Raw genomic sequence first — 17,800 nt, forward strand, 5'->3', positions numbered from 1 at the left:
CACGCGTTCAGCGCACGGAAAGGTGTTGCCAACAGGGTATGCCGAAATGGCCCAGCAGTTCTGCTGTTTCGCAGACCGGCAGGCCAACGACTGCGGAGTAACTGCCATTGAGCCCGGCGATAAACACCGCCGCCAACCCTTGGATAGCATAGCCGCCTGCCTTGTCCTGGGGTTCCCCGCTGTGCCAGTAACTCGTTGCCTCGTGTGTTGAAACCTTGCGAAAGCGCACACGGCTGCTGACCAGGCGCGTTTCACAGCGCTGGCCATCGAGCACGGCAATGGCGGTGAGCACGTCGTGCTCACGATCAGAAAGGGCCAGTAACATGGCCAGGGCATCGGCCTGATCCACGGGTTTGCCAAGGATCCGGCCATCCAGGATGACGGCGGTATCGGCCCCCAGTACGCAGGCATTTGCACTATCGGCCAATGTCGCCAGGCCAGCGGCGGCTTTGCCACGGGCAAGGCGCTCGACGTAGGCAGCAGGCGACTCGTTGTCCAGGGGCGTTTCATCAATGGCGGCACTGACCACGGTGAACGGCACACCGATCTGGGTCAGCAGTTCACGCCGCCGAGGAGAGCCAGAGGCCAGATAAAGCGATTGCATTGCAGACTCTCCCTGCGGGTTCAATAACCAGGCAGAGCCGCGCGCCCCACTCAATTGATTTTATAGCGACGACATAACCCGCGCAGGCCAAAGCTGATCCACGGCCACAACAGCGCGCTGACCAGGGCCGGCAAGACCAGCGCCAGCGTCGGTTGGCGATTGCCGGTCAAGGCACTGAGCCATAGTTGCACCAGTTGAGCCAGGCCGAAAATCACCAGGATCACCAGGCACTGCTGCCACATCGGGAACATGCGCAGGCGCTGCTGCAACGACAGCACCAGAAAGGTAATCAGCGTGAGAATCAAGGCATTCTGGCCGAGCAACGTGCCATACATCACGTCTTCAGCCAGCCCCAGGCACATCGCGGTGACCATGCCGACCTTGTGCGGCAGGGCCAGGGACCAGAAGGCCAGGAGCAACGCCAACCAAAGCGGGCGCAGGATTTCCATGAATTGCGGCATCGGCGAAACGCTGAGCAGCATGCCGATGGCGAAGGTCAACCAGACGATCCAGCCATTGCGCGAATGAGTACCGGCCATTACTGCGCCCCCTGTCGAGTGGTTGCCGGCGCAGGTACCGCAGCCGGAGCGACCGCCGCTGGCTTGACCGGCCGTGCAGGCTGGGCCGCCGGTCTGGCGGGTGTCGCCGGGGCGGGCGCGGCAGTTGCAGCCGGCGCAGCCACGGGCGCTACCGGTGCTGCTGGCTTGGGCACGATTGCCGGAACAATCGGCGTCGTGGTGCCGTCTTGCTTGTCCTGTGCTTCCTGAGCCTGAGCGGCTTCGTTGGCGCGTTCTTCCGGTGTGCGTGTGTCGCTGAACACCAGCAACAGGTAACGACTACGATTCAGCGCAGCCGTCGGCACGGCGCGGACAATCGCGAAGGGCTGGCCGGAATCGTGGATCACTTCCTTGACTGTCGCCACGGGATAGCCCGCCGGGAAGCGCTGGCCAAGGCCGGAGCTGACCAGCAGGTCGCCTTCCTTGATGTCTGCGGTATCTGCCACATGCCGAAGTTCCAGGCGTTCCGGGTTGCCCGTACCGCTGGCAATCGCCCGCAGGCCATTGCGATTGACCTGCACCGGGATGCTGTGGGTGGTGTCGGTGAGCAGCAGAACGCGGGAGGTATAGGGCATCAACTCCACCACCTGGCCCATCAGGCCACGGGCATCGAGCACCGGCTGACCAAGGACCACGCCATCGCGCTCGCCCTTATTGATGATGATGCGGTGAGTGAAGGGGTTGGGGTCCATGCCGATCAACTCGGCCACTTCGACCTTTTCGTTGACCAACGCGGAAGAGTTGAGCAACTCACGCAGCCGAACGTTCTGCTCGGTCAGGGCCGCCAGCTTTTGCATGCGCCCCTGCAACAGCAGGTTTTCGGTCTTGAGCTTTTCGTTCTCGGCCACCAGCTCGGTACGGCTGCCAAATTGGCTGGCCACGCCTTGCCATAGCCGTTGTGGCAGGTCAGTGATCCAGTAGGACTGCATCAATACCAGCGACATCTGGCTACGCACTGGCTTGAGCAGTGTGAAGCGGGCATCGACCACCATCAGCGCGACCGATAGCACGACCAGCACCAACAAGCGCACGCCCAATGAGGGGCCTTTAGTGAAGAGCGGTTTAATAGGCCGCGCCTCCTGGGCAGATATTCTCTTTATTCATACGGCATCAAACCGGCCTGGATGCAGATTGAAGAAGATAAACGCCAACAGGCAGCACTGCAAAGTGCTGCCTGTTGGCGAAACATGGTGCAACCAACGATCTTATTCGCTGGAGAGCAGGTCCATGGTGTGTTTATCCATCATTTCCAGTGCACGACCACCGCCACGGGCAACGCAGGTCAGCGGGTCTTCGGCGACGATCACCGGCAGACCGGTTTCCTGGGCCAGCAGCTTGTCGAGGTCGCGCAACAAGGCGCCACCACCGGTCAGCACCAGACCACGCTCGGCGATATCGGAAGCCAGCTCCGGCGGCGATTGCTCCAGGGCGCTTTTTACCGCCTGAACGATGGTGGCCAGGGACTCTTGCAGAGCTTCCAGCACTTCATTGGAGTTCAGGGTAAAGGCACGCGGCACGCCTTCGGCCAGGTTGCGACCGCGAACATCGACTTCGCGCACTTCGCCACCCGGGTAAGCAGTACCGATTTCCTGCTTGATACGCTCGGCGGTGGATTCACCGATCAGGCTGCCGTAGTTACGGCGAACATAGGTGATGATCGCTTCGTCGAAACGATCGCCGCCAACCCGTACGGATTCGGCATACACCACGCCATTGAGGGAGATCAGGGCGATTTCAGTGGTACCGCCACCGATATCCACCACCATCGAACCGCGTGCTTCTTCAACCGGTAGGCCGGCACCGATGGCGGCAGCCATTGGTTCTTCGATCAGGAACACTTCGCGGGCACCGGCCCCAAGGGCCGATTCACGGATGGCACGACGCTCCACCTGGGTGGATTTGCAGGGTACGCAGATCAGCACACGGGGGCTGGGTTGCAGGAAACTGTTTTCGTGAACCTTGTTGATGAAGTACTGCAGCATCTTCTCGCAGACGCTGAAGTCGGCGATCACGCCATCTTTCATCGGGCGAATGGCGGCAATGTTGCCAGGTGTGCGGCCGAGCATGCGCTTGGCCTCGGTGCCCACGGCAACGACACTTTTCTGATTACCATGGGTCCGAATGGCCACAACCGATGGTTCATTCAGGACGATACCGCGCTCGCGCACGTAAATAAGGGTGTTGGCAGTGCCCAGGTCGATGGAAAGATCGCTGGAAAACATGCCACGCAGTTTCTTGAACATGGGAAAGGGACCCTAGGCAACGCGTGGGTAAAAAAGTGCGGCAAACTCTAACAACGACAGGGATTTTGGGCAAGGCGCCAATGTGCTAAATTGACCGACTTTCTGTGCACCTAACCCCACAATCGCGGCCTTATGACCGTAGAAATGCGGTAGTGTTCCGACAATCTAACACACGGATAGCTTCCGTTCTGTTTTCCACTGGAGAATCCCATGGCGCTTGAACGCTCCGACGTGGAAAAAATCGCTCATTTGGCCTGCCTTGGCCTCAATGAAGCCGATCTTCCACAGACCACCGCAGCCCTGAACAGCATTCTCGGGCTGGTCGACCAGATGCAAGCGGTGAATACCGACGGCATCGATCCCCTGGCTCACCCACTGGAAGCCAGCCAGCGCCTGCGCGCAGACATCGTGACCGAACGCAATAATCGCGAGGCCTACCAGTCCATCGCACCAGCGGTCGAAAACGGCCTGTACCTGGTTCCGAAAGTCATCGACTAAAGGGAAAGAGCCTTTCATGCATCAAATGACTCTGGCCGAGATCGCCCGCGGTCTCGCCGACAAAAAGTTTTCTTCCGAAGAGCTGACCAAGACCCTGCTGGCGCGTATCGCCGCACTGGATCCGAAGCTCAACAGCTTTATCAGCCTCACCGAGGAGCTGGCCCTGGGCCAGGCCAAGGCCGCCGACGCCCGTCGCGCCAACGGTGAAAGCGGCGCTCTGCTGGGGGCCCCCATTGGTCACAAGGACCTGTTCTGCACCCTGGGCATCCGCACCAGTTGCGGCTCGAAGATGCTCGACAACTTCAAGGCGCCCTATGACGCCACGGTCGTCGCCAAGCTGGCCGAAGCCGGGGCCGTGACCCTGGGCAAGACCAACATGGACGAATTCGCCATGGGCTCGGCCAACGAATCGAGCTACTACGGCGCAGTGAAAAACCCCTGGAACCTGGAGCACGTACCCGGCGGTTCGTCCGGCGGCTCGGCTGCTGCCGTTGCCGCACGCCTGCTGCCGGCCGCCACGGCTACCGATACTGGCGGCTCGATCCGCCAGCCTGCCGCGTTCACCAACCTCACCGGCCTGAAACCGACCTACGGTCGTGTTTCCCGCTGGGGCATGATTGCCTACGCCTCCAGCCTCGACCAGGGCGGCCCCCTGGCCCGCACCGCCGAAGACTGCGCAATATTGTTACAAGGCATGGCAGGCTTTGATGCAAAGGACTCCACCAGCATCGATGAGCCTGTTCCGGACTACAGCGCCAGCCTCAATACCTCGATCAAAGGCCTGCGTATCGGCGTGCCGAAAGAGTATTTCAGCGCCGGCCTCGACCCACGTATCGCCGAGCTGGTACACAACAGCGTCAAGGCGCTGGAAAAGCTCGGCGCGGTGATCAAGGAAATCAGCCTGCCGAACAACCAACACGCAATTCCGGCGTATTACGTGATCGCCCCGGCCGAAGCCTCCTCCAACCTGTCGCGCTTCGATGGCGTGCGCTTTGGCTACCGCTGTGAAGCCCCCAAAGACCTCACCGACCTGTACAAGCGCTCCCGTGGCGAAGGGTTCGGCGCAGAAGTGCAACGTCGCATCATGGTCGGCGCCTACGCGCTGTCGGCTGGCTACTACGACGCGTACTACCTCAAGGCGCAAAAAATCCGACGCCTGGTGAAGAACGACTTCATGGCAGCTTTTAATGAAGTCGACGTGATCATCGGCCCAACCACGCCGAATCCGGCCTGGAAACTCGGTGCCAAGAACGGCGACCCGGTGGCCGCGTATCTGGAAGACCTCTACACCATCACCGCCAACCTTGCGGGTTTGCCGGGCTTGTCCATGCCGGCCGGTTTCGTCGATGGCCTGCCGGTGGGCGTGCAGTTGCTGGCCCCGTATTTCCAGGAAGGCCGCTTGCTCAATGTGGCGCACCAGTATCAGCTGAATACTGACTGGCACACTCGCCCCCCAACCGGCTTCTGAGGAGAACACTATGCAATGGGAAGTTGTGATCGGGCTGGAGATTCATACCCAGCTCGCCACCCAATCGAAGATTTTCTCCGGTAGCGCCACCACGTTCGGCTCCGAACCCAACACCCAGGCCAGCCTGGTAGACCTGGGCATGCCTGGCGTACTGCCAGTACTGAACCAGGAAGCGGTGCGCATGGCGGTGATGTTCGGCTTGGCGATTGACGCCCAGATCGGCCAGCACAACGTGTTCGCCCGCAAGAATTACTTCTACCCGGACCTGCCCAAGGGCTACCAGATCAGCCAGATGGAACTGCCGATCGTCGGCAAGGGCTACCTGGATATCCCTCTGGAAGACGGCACGATCAAGCGTGTGGGCGTGACCCGCGCGCACCTGGAAGAAGACGCCGGCAAGAGCCTGCACGAAGAGTTCAACGGTGCCACCGGCATCGACCTGAACCGCGCCGGCACGCCACTGCTGGAGATCGTTTCCGAGCCGGACATGCGCAGCGCCAAGGAAGCCGTAGCCTACGTCAAGACCATTCACGCGCTGGTGCGCTACCTGGGCATCTGCGACGGCAACATGGCCGAAGGCTCCCTGCGTTGCGACTGCAACGTGTCGGTGCGGCCAAAAGGCCAGGTCGAGTACGGCACCCGCTGCGAGATCAAGAACGTCAACTCGTTCCGCTTCATCGAGAAGGCGATCAACACCGAAGTGCGTCGCCAGATCGAGCTGATCGAAGACGGCGGCAAGGTGATCCAGCAGACCCGCCTGTACGACCCGAACAAAGACGAAACCCGTGCCATGCGCAGCAAGGAGGAAGCCAACGACTACCGTTACTTCCCCGATCCGGACCTGTTGCCGGTGGTGATCGAGGATTCGTTCCTCAATGACGTGCGCGCTACCCTGCCGGAATTGCCACCGCAAAAACGCGAGCGTTTCCAGGCGCAGTTCGGCCTGTCGGTGTATGACGCCAGCGTCCTGGCGTCGAGCCGTGAGCAGGCCGACTACTTCGAAAAAGTCGTGAGCATCGCTGGCGACGCCAAGCTGGCGGCCAACTGGGTCATGGTCGAACTGGGCAGCCTGTTGAACAAACAGGGCCTGGAAATCGACGAAGCCCCGGTCTCGGCCGAGCAACTGGGCGGCATGTTGCTGCGTATCAAGGACAACACCATTTCCGGCAAAATCGCCAAGACCGTGTTTGAAGCCATGGCCAGCGGTGAAGGCAGCGCCGATGAGATCATCGACAAGCGTGGCCTCAAGCAAGTCACCGACAGCGGCGCCATCTCGGCCGTGCTTGATGAAATGCTGGCGGCCAACGCAGAGCAGGTCGAGCAGTACCGGGCGGCGGATGAAGCCAAGCGCGGCAAGATGTTTGGCTTCTTTGTAGGCCAGGCGATGAAGGCCTCCAAAGGCAAGGCCAACCCGCAACAGGTGAACGAATTGCTCAAGAGCAAGCTCGAAGGCTGATAGCAATGAATGGTCCGGGCGAGATTTCACTTGCGACTCGGACCCCATGTGGGAGCGGGCTTGCTCGCGATAGCGGAGGGTCAGTCAATGTATTTGGCGACTGAATCACCGCTATCGCGAGCAAGCCCGCTCCCACATTTGTCATGGGGACACCTTGAAAATGAAGCGTCTACTCGGCCTCTGCGCCCTGTTCTCCCTGCTCACCGGCTGCGCCAGCGGCATGATCGACCCCAACGGCTACGACGAAACCGGCACCGCGTCCTACTACGGCGCCAAGCACCACGGCAAGAAAACTGCCAGCGGTGAACCCTTCAACCAGCACGCCATGACTGCCGCCCACCGGCGCCTGCCATTCGGCACACGTGTACAGGTCACCAACCTTGCCAACGACAAATCCGTGGTGGTACGCATCAATGATCGCGGCCCACACACCCGTGGCCGGCTGATCGATCTTTCGCGCCAGGCTGCCGAGCAGTTGGGTATGCTGCGCAGCGGAACCGCGCGCGTGCGCGTGCAAGCCCTGAGCAACTGATTGACGGAGCCCTGACCATTTTCGGATTAAGCGCCCTCTCCCCCATGAGCCTGATCGAGCTGATCAGCGGCCTGCTGCTGCTGATTGCCGGGGCCGAAATGCTGGTACGCGCAGCCGTGCGCCTGGCCGCCAGCCTCAAGGTCAGGCCGTTGATCATTGGCTTGAGCATCGTTGCCTTTGGCAGCAGTGCGCCGCAAATCGCGGTCAGCCTGCAGGCCACCCTGGCCGGCAATACCGATATTGCCGTGGGCAGTGTGATCGGCAGCAGTATCTTCAATATCCTCGTCACCCTGGGCCTTTCAGCGCTGATCATTCCCCTGCGCGTATCGCGGCAACTGGTGCGCCTGGATATCCCGGTGATGATCGGCGCCAGCATGCTGCTGTTTGTCCTCGCCAGCGATGAAGCCCTGACTCCGCTTGACGGCCTGGCCTTACTGCTAGCCCTGCTCGCCTACCTGGGCCTGTTGCTGTACCAGACCCGCCATTCGCGGCGGCCGCGCACCCGTGACACAGTGGTGCAGGCGCCATGGCTGAGCAGTCTGCTGTGGATGATCGGCGGGCTCGCGCTGCTGGTGTTCGCCGGGCACCTGTTGCTGGGGGCGGCCGTGGAAGTGGCCAGCGACCTGGGCCTGTCCGAGCGGGTGATCGGCCTGACCATCGTTGCCGTCAGCACCTCCCTGCCATGTCTCGCCACATCACTGATTGCCGCCCTGCGCGGCGAACGGGAGATTGCGGTGGGTAACGTGATCGGCAGCAACCTGTTCAACCTGTTGGGGGTGCTGGGCTTTACCGCGTTGGTGGCACCGTCGCCCTTATCGGTATCGCCCAATGCCCTGGATTTCGACCTGCCGGTGATGCTCGGTGTGGTGGTGTTGTGCTTGCCGGTGTTTTACACCGGCTACCGCATCACCCGCGTCGAAGGCTTGCTGCTACTGGGGCTGTACCTGGCGTATGGGCTGCACGTGGTGTCGTTCACCACCGGCATGCCACTGGCCAATAAACTGGAACAACTGATGCTGTATTACGTCCTGCCAGCGCTGGTGGCTTTCCTGTTGTTCACCTCGCTGCAAGCCTGGCGCCGCCAACACAACAAGAGGGAGCCACAATGACCGATCAACCGAAATCCGGCGTGCAAATGCGCCGCCAGGTAATGGGCGATGTATTTGTCGACCGCGCCCTGGGCAATGCCACCGAGTTCACCCAGCCGTTGCAGGACTTCGTCAACGAGCATGCCTGGGGCGGCGTGTGGAACCGCGAAGGCTTGCCACTGAAGACCCGCAGCCTGATCACCCTCGCTGCGTTGACCGCCTTGAAATGCCCACAGGAGCTCAAGGGCCATGTACGCGGCGCGCTGAACAATGGCTGTACTGTCGAAGAAATTCGCGAAGCGCTGCTGCATTGCGCGGTGTATGCCGGCGTGCCGGCGGCGATTGATGCGTTCCGAGCGGCGCAGGAAGTGATTGAGGCGTATCAACCCGCCCAGCAGTGACTGCAAGAGAGCTATCGCGAGCATCCGGGCAAATGTGGGAGGCGGGCTTGCTCGCGATTGGCCCTAAAAGACAGCACCGACTTCAGATCCAGCCGCCCGCCTGCAACACAAAGATCCCGATATTGGTGGTCACTGCCGCCATCAAGGTGGTGATCACAATGATCGCCGCGGCCAACTCATAGTTGCCCTGGGCCGCGCGAGCCATGACAAAGCTGGCGGCAGCTGTCGGCGCGCCAAAATACAAAAACAGAATCCCCAGCTCCGGCCCCCGGAAGCCATACAGCCAGGCTCCCACGGTCGCCACGAGGGGCAGGCCGATCATCTTCACCAGGCTGGCGCTCAACGCGATGCTGCCACTTTGGCGCAATGCGGCCAGCGACAAGGTGCCGCCAATGCAGATCAGCGCCAGGGGCAGGGTCATATCGGCCAGGTACCTCCCGCTGGTTTCCAGCCAAGTGGGCAGGCCAATCTGAAAATAGGCAAACGGTGTAGCCGCAATCACACTGAGGATCAACGGATTGGCCAGTACGCTTTTGCAGATGCTCCACGGGTCCGACTTGATCACCGGGCTGTAGACTGCCAGCACAATGGTCGACAGGGTGTTGTAGAACAGGATCACCAGCCCCGCGAGGATCGCCCCCAGGGAAATCCCGTAATCCCCGTACATGCTGGCCGCCAGTGCCAGGCCGATCACCCCGTTGTTACCGCGAAACGCACCCTGGGCATAAATGCCGCGGTCTTCACGGGGGCAACGGAAAATCGCCCAGCCCCAGGCCAAGGCGAAGCTGGCGACCGTTGCTAGGGCGAAATAGATCAGCAGTTCTGGCTTGAGCGCCGAATGCAGGTCGGCGTGCAGAATCCCCAGAAACAGCAGCGCCGGCATGGTGACGTTGAACACCAGGGCTGACGCTGTGTGGATAAAGTTATCGTTGATCCAGTTGATGCGCTTGAGCAACACCCCCAGAAACAGCATGGCGAACACCGGCGCGGTGATGGTCAGGGTTTGCAGGAATATAGCCAGCATGCTGGGGAGAACCTTGGGTAAGCGTCGGTAGGTGGCTAATGATAAGCCAGTACGAACCGGTTCGCCTGGGTAACACCCATCAAATGCAGGAGCTGGCTTGCCGGCGATAGCGGTGTGTCAGCCACCAGGCTCATTGCTTCGCCAACCTGGTTTTTTTGATCGCTTACAGCGGGCACCTTGACGTAGGAAATTATTCCTCTATGATCAAAACAGCTGTATATACATACAGCAATCAAGGAAGATTCTTACGACATAGCAAGGAGCTAACATGTCTGAACTTAAATCGATCATCACCGCAAACCCCATCCCCTCCCTACGCTTCGAAGGTGGCGAGCACACCGCTATTGGCGACGACACCCAACTGCGCTTCGTGCAAGGCGAGCCTTCTATTCCGGGCGCTCAAGTCAAGCTTCACCTACCCAACGGCCTGGCCTTGACCTACGGCCAGATTATCTCCCTGGGCGGCGATTTCTACGGCGTTCCCGGCCAGCCCATCAGCGACGGCGCATCGCCAGCCGAGCGTGTCCAACGCTTTATCGCTGCCTTCAATTCCCTGGCTACGCTGCCGGCATCGCGGGAAGAAGCGGGAAAAATCCTCGCAGTCATGCAAAAGGAAATCAATGCGGTCAAGCAAGCAATCAAAGAAGGCAAGCAGGCCCATGAAGCCTATGACGTGCTGGGTGATACGTTGTCCGAAGAGTGGAACCGCATTACCGGTGGGGGTAGTGTTGTTTCGGCCATGGTTCCACTGGGGCGCTACCTGAAACTGGCAGCCGACAATGCTGATCACTTTGGCGAATGGGCGCTCTCAGCCTATCTGGCCGGGCATACTGCAGCCCTGCAACAAGCGGTAGTGGCCCATCAAAGCGGCAGCGACCAACAACTGGAACTGGCTTATGCCATGAACAGCTTTGCCGATCACTTTTTGACCGACCTGTTTTCCGCAGGCCACCTGCGCGTACCGCGCAAGCAACTGGCGGCCGTGGTGACGCCGGGTGAATTGGGGTCGCTGATCAGTCGCTTCATGCACGACGAAGACAGCAAGTTCGGGCTCAATGTGCGCAATGCCCTGGGCGACGAATGGCACGCCTATGGCGACAAGCGTTATTTCGATAGCAACGATGCCGCCAATCGCACCCAGGTCAAACGTGCAGTACAGGCGTCGGCCGATGAGATTTTCGAGGCATACATCAGCGGTATCGTCCCCTCCCCAGCTACGTTCAAGGCGCCGTTGCATGTGCCGGACCTGAATGCAGCGAACAATCCGGCGAATAACTTCGCGCCGCTGTTCAAAGCCGATGGGGACAAGGTTCTGCGGCGCAAGGACGTCAACAACCTGAATGACAAACAGTGGACCAATGATTGGTGGGGATGGAGTACGTATTTGCTGCTCAAGGACTACAAGCCGAACAACCCGCTGCCTTGATTTAGCCATGGCTCCCCTGTGTACGGATGGCTCGCGCATAGGGGACCGTTCGTTGTCATTGTGAGCTCTGACAGTATCAGCGATGCGTCAACAGCTCCTAGATTGGGGGCCATCACCGAGAGGCGCTGCCACCTTGGAAGCCCTTTAGCAGTCTAGAAACAGTGCTGCACGCCATGGTCTCTAAAAAATGCACCTTGGCTTCATTGCCTAAGCAGGTCGTACGATCACCGCCCACCATGGCTTTGTACCCGGCAAAAAAATGCCCCAGCCAAAGCCGGGGCATTTCATTCAGCACTCGCCCGCAGGCTCATGCTCCGTCACTTCACCACTTTCAAGCTTGGCCGACCGGTAGGGCGCGGCGGCTCGGAATCCGGCGGCGGCAGATCATCATCTTCAACTTCGATCGCTTCGTCGTCCTCAAGAGACGACTCCAGATCAAACACCATACCCTGGCCGTTCTCCCGGGCATAAATCCCCAGGATAGCGCCGATGGGCACATAGAGCGTATGGGGTACCCCACCGAAACGCCCTTCAAAGCTGACCGCCTCATTGTCCATGTGCAGTTGGCGAACGGCACTGGGCGAAACATTCAGGACAATCTGTCCGTCACTGGCAAAACCTTGTGGTACCTGCACCGCAGGAAACTCGGAATTGACCAACATGTGCGGGGTGCAATCGTTATCCACAATCCACTCGTAGAGCGCGCGGACCAGGTAAGGTCGACTGGAGTTCATCAACGGCTCCTTAAGCCTTAGCGCATATCGCGTTCGACACCAGACAGACTTGCCTGGAAAGCCTCACGCGCAAACTGGCGCTCCATGTAATCAAGCAGCGGCTTGGCAGGCCGCGGCAGTTCAATGCCCAGAATCGGCAAACGCCAGAGTATGGGTAATAGGCAGCAATCCACCAGGCTTTGTTCCTCGCTGAGGAAAAAAGGTTTATCGGCGAACAATGGAGAAACGCCGGTCAGGCTCTCACGCAATTCCTTGCGCGCCTGTACACGGGCCGTTTCTTTGCTGCGTGTATCCAGAATCAGATCCACCAGCCCACACCAGTCACGCTGGATCCGATGGATCAGCAGGCGGCTGTTGGCACGCGCCACCGGATACACCGGCAGCAAAGGTGGATGGGGGTAACGCTCATCCAGATATTCCATCACCACGGTTGACTCCCACAACGCCAGGTCACGATCAACCAGGGTGGGCAAGCTGCCGTAAGGGTTCACTTCGATCAGTTTCGGCGGGTGACGCCCTGCCTCCACACTGATGATCTCGGCGCTGACACCCTTCTCTGCGAGCACGATGCGTACTCGGTGGGAATAGTGGTCGGCGGGGTCGGAGTAACAGGCCAACCGGTTGGTCACGCCCATGGCGGTCCTCCTCGCTTGTTGAAATTATCGAAAGCTCAAAAACGAGCGCGCCCAGAAAGCATCTCCCGTAACACCTGGATCAACCAGAGCGTTACCCCTTCAGAGACGTCGCTGGGCGCGCAAGATTAACAGCAATTGCCTAAGGTTGGATCAATGCACATCCTTCCAGTATTCACGCTTGAGCAAATAAGCGAATACGAAGAAGAACGCCAGGTACAGCAACACATAGGTACCGATGCGTTGGTGCTCCAGTTTGACCGGGTTGGCGGAGTACGCCAGGAAGGTCACCAGGTTCTTGACCTTCTCGTCGAACTGCTCCTCGTTCAGCGCACCGCTCTTGGGCACGATGGTCAGTTGATCACATGCCTCGTGGGTCAACGGCGTGCCAGTCAGCGGGTCATATTGCTTCTTGCCGTTTTCCACGACTTGAACCTGCTTGCATCCTACCACCTGGCGACCTTGCAGGCCGACCAGCACGTTAGGCATACCGACGTTCGGGAAGACCTTGTTGTTCACGCCCCAGGGACGTGTAGGGTCTTCGTAGAACGACTTCAGGTAGCCATACAGCCAGTCGGTGCCACGTACACGCGCAACCAGGGTCAGGTCGGGCGGCGCAGCCCCGAACCAGGCCTTGGCGTCGACCGGTTGCATGCCGATGTTCATGTGGTCGCCAATCTTGGCACCGGTGAACACCAGGTTCTTGAGCATCAGCTCATGGGGGATACCCAGGTCATCGGCAACGCGCTCATAGCGCTGGAACTTGGCGCTGTGGCAACCCATGCAGTAGTTGGCGAACGTACGGGCGCCGTCTTGCATGGCGGCCTTGTCAGACACGTCGATGTCGACCTTTTCCAGTTCAACGCCTGCGCCGGAAGCAAAAGACAGAGCCGGCAGGGCAGCAAGAATCAATGCAGCGAATAATTTTTTCATCAGCCAGTCACCCTTTCCGGAACCGGTTTTGTCTTCTCGAGCCGGGTGTAGAACGGCATCAGAATGAAGTAGGCGAAGTACAGGAAGGTGCAGACCTGCGACAACAGCGTACGCTCAGGGGTTGGCGCCAGTACGCCCAGTACGCCCAGGATCACGAACGAGATGCAGAACACCCACAGCCAGATCTTGCTCAGCCAGCCTTTGTAGCGCATGGACTTGACCGGGCTACGGTCGAGCCATGGCAACACGAACAGCACGGCAATGGCTGCACCCATGGCGATGACACCCATGAGCTTGTCGGGGATCGCCCGCAAAATGGCGTAGAACGGCGTGAAGTACCAGACCGGAGCAATATGTTCCGGGGTCTTGAATGCGTTCGCCTGTTCGAAGTTAGGCTTTTCGAGGAAATAACCACCCATTTCCGGGAAGAAGAACACAATCGAGCAGAACACAAACAGGAACACCACCACGCCGACGATATCTTTCACGGTGTAGTAAGGGTGGAATGGAATGCCGTCCAGCGGAATGCCGTTCTCGTCCTTGTGCTTCTTGATATCCACACCGTCCGGGTTGTTCGAACCCACTTCGTGCAGTGCCAGGATGTGCAACACCACCAGGCCGAGAATCACGATCGGCAAGGCCACCACATGCAAGGCAAAGAAGCGGTTCAGGGTGATGCCGGAGATCAGGTAGTCACCACGGATCCACTGGGTCAGATCGTTGCCAATGACCGGGATCGCACCGAACAGCGAGATGATCACCTGGGCACCCCAGTAAGACATCTGGCCCCAAGGCAGCAGGTAGCCCATGAAGGCCTCTGCCATCAGTGCCAGGTAGATCAGCATGCCGAACACCCACACCAGCTCACGCGGCTTCTGGTACGAACCGTAGAGCAAGCCACGGAACATGTGCAGATAGACCACAATGAAGAACGCCGAAGCGCCGGTAGAGTGCAGCAGACGCAGAATCGAGCCGTACTCGACGTCGCGCATGATGTATTCGACGGAGGCAAACGCCTCTTCCGCCGACGGGGTGTAGCTCATGGTCAGCCAGACACCGGTCACGATCTGGTTGACCAGTACCAGCAATGCCAGGGAACCAAAGAAGTAGAAGAAGTTGAAGTTCTTCGGCGCGTAATACTTGCTGAGATGGTCTTCCCACATTTTGGTGGCGGGGAAGCGCGCATCCACCCAATCCATGAACTTGCTCATTACGCGCTCTCCTTATCGACACCAATGACAATCACGTCGTCAGATTCGTAGTTGTGCGGCGGAACCGGCAGGTTCAACGGTGCAGGCTGGGACTTGTAGACGCGACCGGCCAGGTCGTAATGGGAACCGTGGCAAGGGCAGAAATAGCCGCCGACCCAGTCCTTGCCCAGATCCACAGGCGCGACTTCCGGGCGGAAGGTCGGCGAGCAACCCAGGTGCGTGCAAAGACCGACCAGCAGCAGAATCTCTGGCTTGATCGAACGCACTTCGTTTTGGGCGTAGGCGGGTTGGTCGGAATTCTTGGACTCGGGGTCAGACAGCTGGCCCTCGATCTTCTTCAGATTTCCCAGGATTTCCTCGGTACGACGAACGATGAACACTGGCTGGCCGCGCCACTCAGCAATCATCTGCTGGCCTGGCTCGATCTTGCTGACATTCACCTTCACCGGTGCACCTGCGGCTTTCGCCTTGGCACTGGGAAACCATGACCCCACGAACGGGACCGCAGCCCCCACCGCTCCTGCAGCACCCACCACGGATGTGGCTGCTACCAAGAAGCGACGCCGGCCTGCATTCACGCCGTCATTGCTCATTCAGTCCTCTCCCATCAGCTTTTTGGCCTGTTAAATCAGGCGTCTACTAAGTATTAAATCTGAACTTATAAAAATTTTGCCGAATGGTAATGAAAAGCCCCACCTCTGACAAGGTAATTACCCGCAGCCTAGCCTCCAAGCCTTGTAGTATAGGGGGTCTACGGATGTGGCAAGTTGTCACACAGAAAAAACCCACATAAAACGCGGACAATAAAAAACGCCCAGCTCCGTGAGGAGGCTGGGCGTTTTTGTGGAACGTAAAGCGAATTAACGCTTCGAGTACTGCGGACGCTTACGCGCTTTACGCAGACCGACTTTCTTACGTTCAACTTCACGGGCATCGCGAGTCACGAAGCCAGCTTTGCGCAGAGCGCCGCGCAGGGTTTCGTCGTACTGCATCAGAGCGCGAGTGATACCGTGGCGGATTGCGCCAGCCTGACCACTTACACCGCCACCGATAACGGTGACGTAGATGTCGAACTTTTCAACGGTCTCGGTCAGTTCCAGCGGCTGACGAACTACCATGCGGGCAGTTTCGCGACCGAAGAAGTTGTCCAGAGTGCGGTTGTTGATCGAGATGTTACCAGTGCCCGGACGCAGGAAAACGCGTGCGGTTGCGGTTTTGCGACGGCCAGTGCCGTAATTTTGAGTCGCCGACATAATGAACTATTCCGTTAAAACTTCAGTTCTTGGGGCTGCTGAGCAGCATGAGGGTGAGCAGCGCCCGCATAGACTTTCAGCTTGCGATACATGTCGCGACCCAGTGGGCCCTTCGGCAGCATACCTTTAACCGCGATCTCGATCGGGGCTTCAGGCTTCTTGGCAATCAGGCCTTCAAAGTTCGAAGACTTGATACCGCCTGGGAAACCGGAGTGACGGTAGTACATTTTGTCGCTTGCTTTGTTGCCGGTTACACGAACCTGCTCAGCGTTGATGATCACGATGTAGTCACCGGTATCAACGTGAGGGGTGTACTCAGGCTTGTGCTTGCCACGCAGACGGCTGGCGACTTCAGTGGCCAGACGACCCAGGGTCTGACCAGCGGCGTCGACGACAAACCAGTCGCGCTGAACTGTTTCCGGTTTTGCAGTAAAAGTTGTCATTCTTTAATAGCCTCAGGGGCCGCCCTGTAAATTAGACGGCGGATCTTACTGAATAGTGCGTACTTTGACAAGTCAAAGGCAGCCGGATACAGACGCTATCGGGGGCTCGGGTCGGCGCGTCCGTTCAACGGCAAGATTCTTCGGCAGGCGGCGCATCACTTCCACTGCAGAAAGAGGTGGGCAATTATGCAGATTGCGAAAAAAAATTCAACCTGCTTTTATGATTGTTTTCCCCAAAGGAGTACCCGATGGATTATCGAAAGCTGGGCCGGACCGATCTGAACGTAAGCGCCATCTGCCTCGGGACCATGACCTGGGGCGAGCAGAACACCGAGGCAGAGGCCTTCGCCCAGATTGAACGAGCCAAAGGTGCAGGGATCAACTTCCTCGATACCGCCGAAATGTACCCGGTACCGCCCAAGGCCGACACCTATGCCACCACCGAACGCTACATCGGTAATTACTTCAAGAGCCGTGGCGACCGCGCCGACTGGATCCTCGCCAGCAAGATCGCCGGGCCAGGCAACACCATCGACTACATCCGCGACGGCCAGCTCAAGCACAACCGCAAGCATATCGTCGAGGCGCTGGACGCCAGCCTCAAGCGCCTGCAGACCGACTGGATCGACCTGTACCAATTGCACTGGCCGGAACGCAGCACCAATTTCTTCGGACAGTTGAGCTACAAGCACCAGGAAGAGCCCGACCTGACGCCGCTGGAAGAAACCCTCGAAGCCCTCGACGAACAGGTCAAGGCCGGCAAGATCCGCCACATCGGCCTGTCCAATGAAACGCCCTGGGGCACCATGAAGTTCCTGGCCCTGGCCCAAGCCCGCGGCTGGACCCGCGCGGTGTCGATCCAGAACCCCTACAACCTGCTCAACCGCAGCTTTGAAGTGGGCCTGGCGGAGATTGCCATCCGCGAGCAATGCGGCTTGCTGGCTTATTCACCCCTGGCGTTCGGCATGCTCAGCGGCAAGTATGAAGGCGGCGCACGGCCGGCCAAGGGGCGCCTGAGCCTGTACAGCCGCTTCAGCCGCTACTTCAACCCGCAATCGGAAGCCGCATGCAGTCGCTATGTGGCCCTGGCCCGCGAGCACGGCCTGGACCCGGCGCAGATGGCCCTGGCGTTTGTGACACAACAGCCGTTTGTGACCAGCAATATCATTGGGGCGACGACGCTTGTGCAGTTGGACAGCAACATCGCCAGTGCTGACCTGAAGCTGTCGAAAGAGGTGTTGCAGGGGATTGAGGCGATTCAGAAGGATCACCCGAATCCCGCGCCTTGATTGACCTT

20 protein-coding genes are annotated in these 17,800 nt (G+C 59.2%); 8 read left to right on the forward strand and 12 right to left on the reverse strand.

Going from position 1 to position 17,800, the window contains the following annotated elements; all coding sequences use genetic code 11:
- Positions 1-7 precede the first annotated feature (7 nt).
- The 4 genes from HZ99_RS12185 to mreB form a co-directional block, all read right to left on the reverse strand.
- On the reverse strand, positions 8-604 hold the full coding sequence (locus tag HZ99_RS12185; protein WP_038443349.1) for a Maf family protein: 597 nt from the start codon (positions 602-604) through the stop codon (positions 8-10).
- 50 nt (positions 605-654) lie between these two features.
- Positions 655-1,143 (reverse strand): rod shape-determining protein MreD, encoded by a 489-nt coding sequence (mreD, locus tag HZ99_RS12190; protein WP_038443350.1) that lies wholly within the window; start codon positions 1,141-1,143, stop codon positions 655-657.
- Positions 1,143-2,228, reverse strand: coding sequence for a rod shape-determining protein MreC (mreC, locus tag HZ99_RS12195; RefSeq protein WP_080727708.1), 1,086 nt, complete (start codon positions 2,226-2,228; stop codon positions 1,143-1,145). The genes mreD and mreC overlap by 1 nt, the downstream gene beginning before the upstream one ends.
- Positions 2,229-2,366: 138 nt before the next feature.
- On the reverse strand, positions 2,367-3,404 hold the full coding sequence (gene mreB, locus HZ99_RS12200) for a rod shape-determining protein MreB (RefSeq protein WP_002555108.1): 1,038 nt from the start codon (positions 3,402-3,404) through the stop codon (positions 2,367-2,369).
- Between the two features lie 210 nt (positions 3,405-3,614).
- Between mreB and gatC the strand changes: the two genes are divergently transcribed.
- From gatC to HZ99_RS12230, 6 genes are all read left to right on the forward strand, one after another.
- Positions 3,615-3,902 (forward strand): Asp-tRNA(Asn)/Glu-tRNA(Gln) amidotransferase subunit GatC, encoded by a 288-nt coding sequence (gene gatC, locus HZ99_RS12205; protein ID WP_038443355.1) that lies wholly within the window; start codon positions 3,615-3,617, stop codon positions 3,900-3,902.
- Between the two features lie 16 nt (positions 3,903-3,918).
- On the forward strand, positions 3,919-5,370 hold the full coding sequence (gene gatA, locus HZ99_RS12210) for an Asp-tRNA(Asn)/Glu-tRNA(Gln) amidotransferase subunit GatA (protein ID WP_038443356.1): 1,452 nt from the start codon (positions 3,919-3,921) through the stop codon (positions 5,368-5,370).
- Positions 5,371-5,380: 10 nt separating this feature from the next.
- A complete protein-coding gene (gene gatB, locus HZ99_RS12215; protein ID WP_038443358.1) occupies positions 5,381-6,826 on the forward strand; it encodes an Asp-tRNA(Asn)/Glu-tRNA(Gln) amidotransferase subunit GatB in 1,446 nt (481 codons plus the stop codon).
- A gap of 160 nt (positions 6,827-6,986) precedes the next feature.
- A complete protein-coding gene (locus HZ99_RS12220) occupies positions 6,987-7,358 on the forward strand; it encodes a septal ring lytic transglycosylase RlpA family protein (protein WP_038443360.1) in 372 nt (123 codons plus the stop codon).
- Positions 7,359-7,402: 44 nt separating this feature from the next.
- Positions 7,403-8,467, forward strand: a complete 1,065-nt coding sequence (locus HZ99_RS12225; RefSeq protein WP_038443361.1) for a calcium/sodium antiporter — start codon at positions 7,403-7,405, stop codon at positions 8,465-8,467.
- Positions 8,464-8,847, forward strand: coding sequence for a carboxymuconolactone decarboxylase family protein (locus HZ99_RS12230; RefSeq protein ID WP_038443363.1), 384 nt, complete (start codon positions 8,464-8,466; stop codon positions 8,845-8,847). The genes HZ99_RS12225 and HZ99_RS12230 overlap by 4 nt, the downstream gene beginning before the upstream one ends.
- An 82-nt stretch (positions 8,848-8,929) precedes the next feature.
- On the opposite strand, the gene HZ99_RS12235 is transcribed toward HZ99_RS12230, so the two are convergent.
- Positions 8,930-9,871 (reverse strand): AEC family transporter, encoded by a 942-nt coding sequence (locus tag HZ99_RS12235; RefSeq protein ID WP_038443365.1) that lies wholly within the window; start codon positions 9,869-9,871, stop codon positions 8,930-8,932.
- Between the two features lie 268 nt (positions 9,872-10,139).
- Between HZ99_RS12235 and HZ99_RS12240 the strand changes: the two genes are divergently transcribed.
- Positions 10,140-11,297: a phosphatidylcholine-hydrolyzing phospholipase gene (locus tag HZ99_RS12240; protein WP_038443367.1), complete on the forward strand. Its 1,158-nt coding sequence runs from the start codon at positions 10,140-10,142 to the stop codon at positions 11,295-11,297.
- Between the two features lie 317 nt (positions 11,298-11,614).
- On the opposite strand, the gene HZ99_RS12245 is transcribed toward HZ99_RS12240, so the two are convergent.
- The 7 genes from HZ99_RS12245 to rplM all read right to left on the reverse strand — a co-directional run bounded on the left by HZ99_RS12245 (position 11,615) and on the right by rplM (position 16,503).
- The gene (locus HZ99_RS12245) at positions 11,615-12,031 is read right to left on the reverse strand and encodes a ClpXP protease specificity-enhancing factor (protein WP_038443368.1); all 417 of its coding nucleotides are present in this window, start codon (positions 12,029-12,031) and stop codon (positions 11,615-11,617) included.
- Between the two features lie 17 nt (positions 12,032-12,048).
- Entirely contained in the window at positions 12,049-12,666 is a 618-nt protein-coding gene (locus tag HZ99_RS12250) for a glutathione S-transferase N-terminal domain-containing protein (RefSeq protein ID WP_038443369.1), read from the reverse strand.
- A gap of 150 nt (positions 12,667-12,816) precedes the next feature.
- Positions 12,817-13,596, reverse strand: a complete 780-nt coding sequence (locus tag HZ99_RS12255; protein WP_038443371.1) for a cytochrome c1 — start codon at positions 13,594-13,596, stop codon at positions 12,817-12,819.
- Positions 13,596-14,807 (reverse strand): cytochrome b, encoded by a 1,212-nt coding sequence (locus tag HZ99_RS12260; protein WP_003188526.1) that lies wholly within the window; start codon positions 14,805-14,807, stop codon positions 13,596-13,598. The genes HZ99_RS12255 and HZ99_RS12260 overlap by 1 nt, the downstream gene beginning before the upstream one ends.
- Positions 14,807-15,400, reverse strand: a complete 594-nt coding sequence (gene petA, locus HZ99_RS12265) for a ubiquinol-cytochrome c reductase iron-sulfur subunit (RefSeq protein ID WP_038443372.1) — start codon at positions 15,398-15,400, stop codon at positions 14,807-14,809. The genes HZ99_RS12260 and petA overlap by 1 nt, the downstream gene beginning before the upstream one ends.
- 267 nt (positions 15,401-15,667) lie before the next feature.
- Entirely contained in the window at positions 15,668-16,060 is a 393-nt protein-coding gene (gene rpsI / locus HZ99_RS12270) for a 30S ribosomal protein S9 (RefSeq protein WP_003171743.1), read from the reverse strand.
- Positions 16,061-16,074: 14 nt separating this feature from the next.
- A complete protein-coding gene (gene rplM, locus HZ99_RS12275; RefSeq protein WP_029291908.1) occupies positions 16,075-16,503 on the reverse strand; it encodes a 50S ribosomal protein L13 in 429 nt (142 codons plus the stop codon).
- Between the two features lie 248 nt (positions 16,504-16,751).
- Between rplM and HZ99_RS12280 the strand changes: the two genes are divergently transcribed.
- On the forward strand, positions 16,752-17,792 hold the full coding sequence (locus HZ99_RS12280; RefSeq protein ID WP_038443374.1) for an NADP(H)-dependent aldo-keto reductase: 1,041 nt from the start codon (positions 16,752-16,754) through the stop codon (positions 17,790-17,792).
- The last annotated feature ends 8 nt before the right edge of the window (positions 17,793-17,800 follow it).

It is taken from the genome of Pseudomonas fluorescens (assembly GCF_000730425.1).
In the GTDB taxonomy this organism is placed as follows: Bacteria; Pseudomonadota; Gammaproteobacteria; order Pseudomonadales; family Pseudomonadaceae; genus Aquipseudomonas; species Aquipseudomonas fluorescens_X.

Coding starts and splice junctions, on each gene's coding strand:
- HZ99_RS12280 (WP_038443374.1), top strand. CDS start 16,752: ATGGATTATCGAAAGCTGGGCCGGACCGATCTGAACGTAAGCGCCATC.
- HZ99_RS12255 (WP_038443371.1), bottom strand. CDS start 13,596: ATGAAAAAATTATTCGCTGCATTGATTCTTGCTGCCCTGCCGGCTCTG.
- petA (WP_038443372.1), bottom strand. CDS start 15,400: ATGAGCAATGACGGCGTGAATGCAGGCCGGCGTCGCTTCTTGGTAGCA.
- HZ99_RS12230 (WP_038443363.1), top strand. CDS start 8,464: ATGACCGATCAACCGAAATCCGGCGTGCAAATGCGCCGCCAGGTAATG.
- gatC (WP_038443355.1), top strand. CDS start 3,615: ATGGCGCTTGAACGCTCCGACGTGGAAAAAATCGCTCATTTGGCCTGC.
- rpsI (WP_003171743.1), bottom strand. CDS start 16,060: ATGTCGGCGACTCAAAATTACGGCACTGGCCGTCGCAAAACCGCAACC.
- rplM (WP_029291908.1), bottom strand. CDS start 16,503: ATGACAACTTTTACTGCAAAACCGGAAACAGTTCAGCGCGACTGGTTT.
- HZ99_RS12250 (WP_038443369.1), bottom strand. CDS start 12,666: ATGGGCGTGACCAACCGGTTGGCCTGTTACTCCGACCCCGCCGACCAC.
- HZ99_RS12240 (WP_038443367.1), top strand. CDS start 10,140: ATGTCTGAACTTAAATCGATCATCACCGCAAACCCCATCCCCTCCCTA.
- HZ99_RS12220 (WP_038443360.1), top strand. CDS start 6,987: ATGAAGCGTCTACTCGGCCTCTGCGCCCTGTTCTCCCTGCTCACCGGC.
- HZ99_RS12225 (WP_038443361.1), top strand. CDS start 7,403: ATGAGCCTGATCGAGCTGATCAGCGGCCTGCTGCTGCTGATTGCCGGG.
- HZ99_RS12185 (WP_038443349.1), bottom strand. CDS start 604: ATGCAATCGCTTTATCTGGCCTCTGGCTCTCCTCGGCGGCGTGAACTG.
- mreB (WP_002555108.1), bottom strand. CDS start 3,404: ATGTTCAAGAAACTGCGTGGCATGTTTTCCAGCGATCTTTCCATCGAC.
- gatA (WP_038443356.1), top strand. CDS start 3,919: ATGCATCAAATGACTCTGGCCGAGATCGCCCGCGGTCTCGCCGACAAA.
- HZ99_RS12260 (WP_003188526.1), bottom strand. CDS start 14,807: ATGAGCAAGTTCATGGATTGGGTGGATGCGCGCTTCCCCGCCACCAAA.
- HZ99_RS12235 (WP_038443365.1), bottom strand. CDS start 9,871: ATGCTGGCTATATTCCTGCAAACCCTGACCATCACCGCGCCGGTGTTC.
- HZ99_RS12245 (WP_038443368.1), bottom strand. CDS start 12,031: ATGAACTCCAGTCGACCTTACCTGGTCCGCGCGCTCTACGAGTGGATT.
- mreD (WP_038443350.1), bottom strand. CDS start 1,143: ATGGCCGGTACTCATTCGCGCAATGGCTGGATCGTCTGGTTGACCTTC.
- gatB (WP_038443358.1), top strand. CDS start 5,381: ATGCAATGGGAAGTTGTGATCGGGCTGGAGATTCATACCCAGCTCGCC.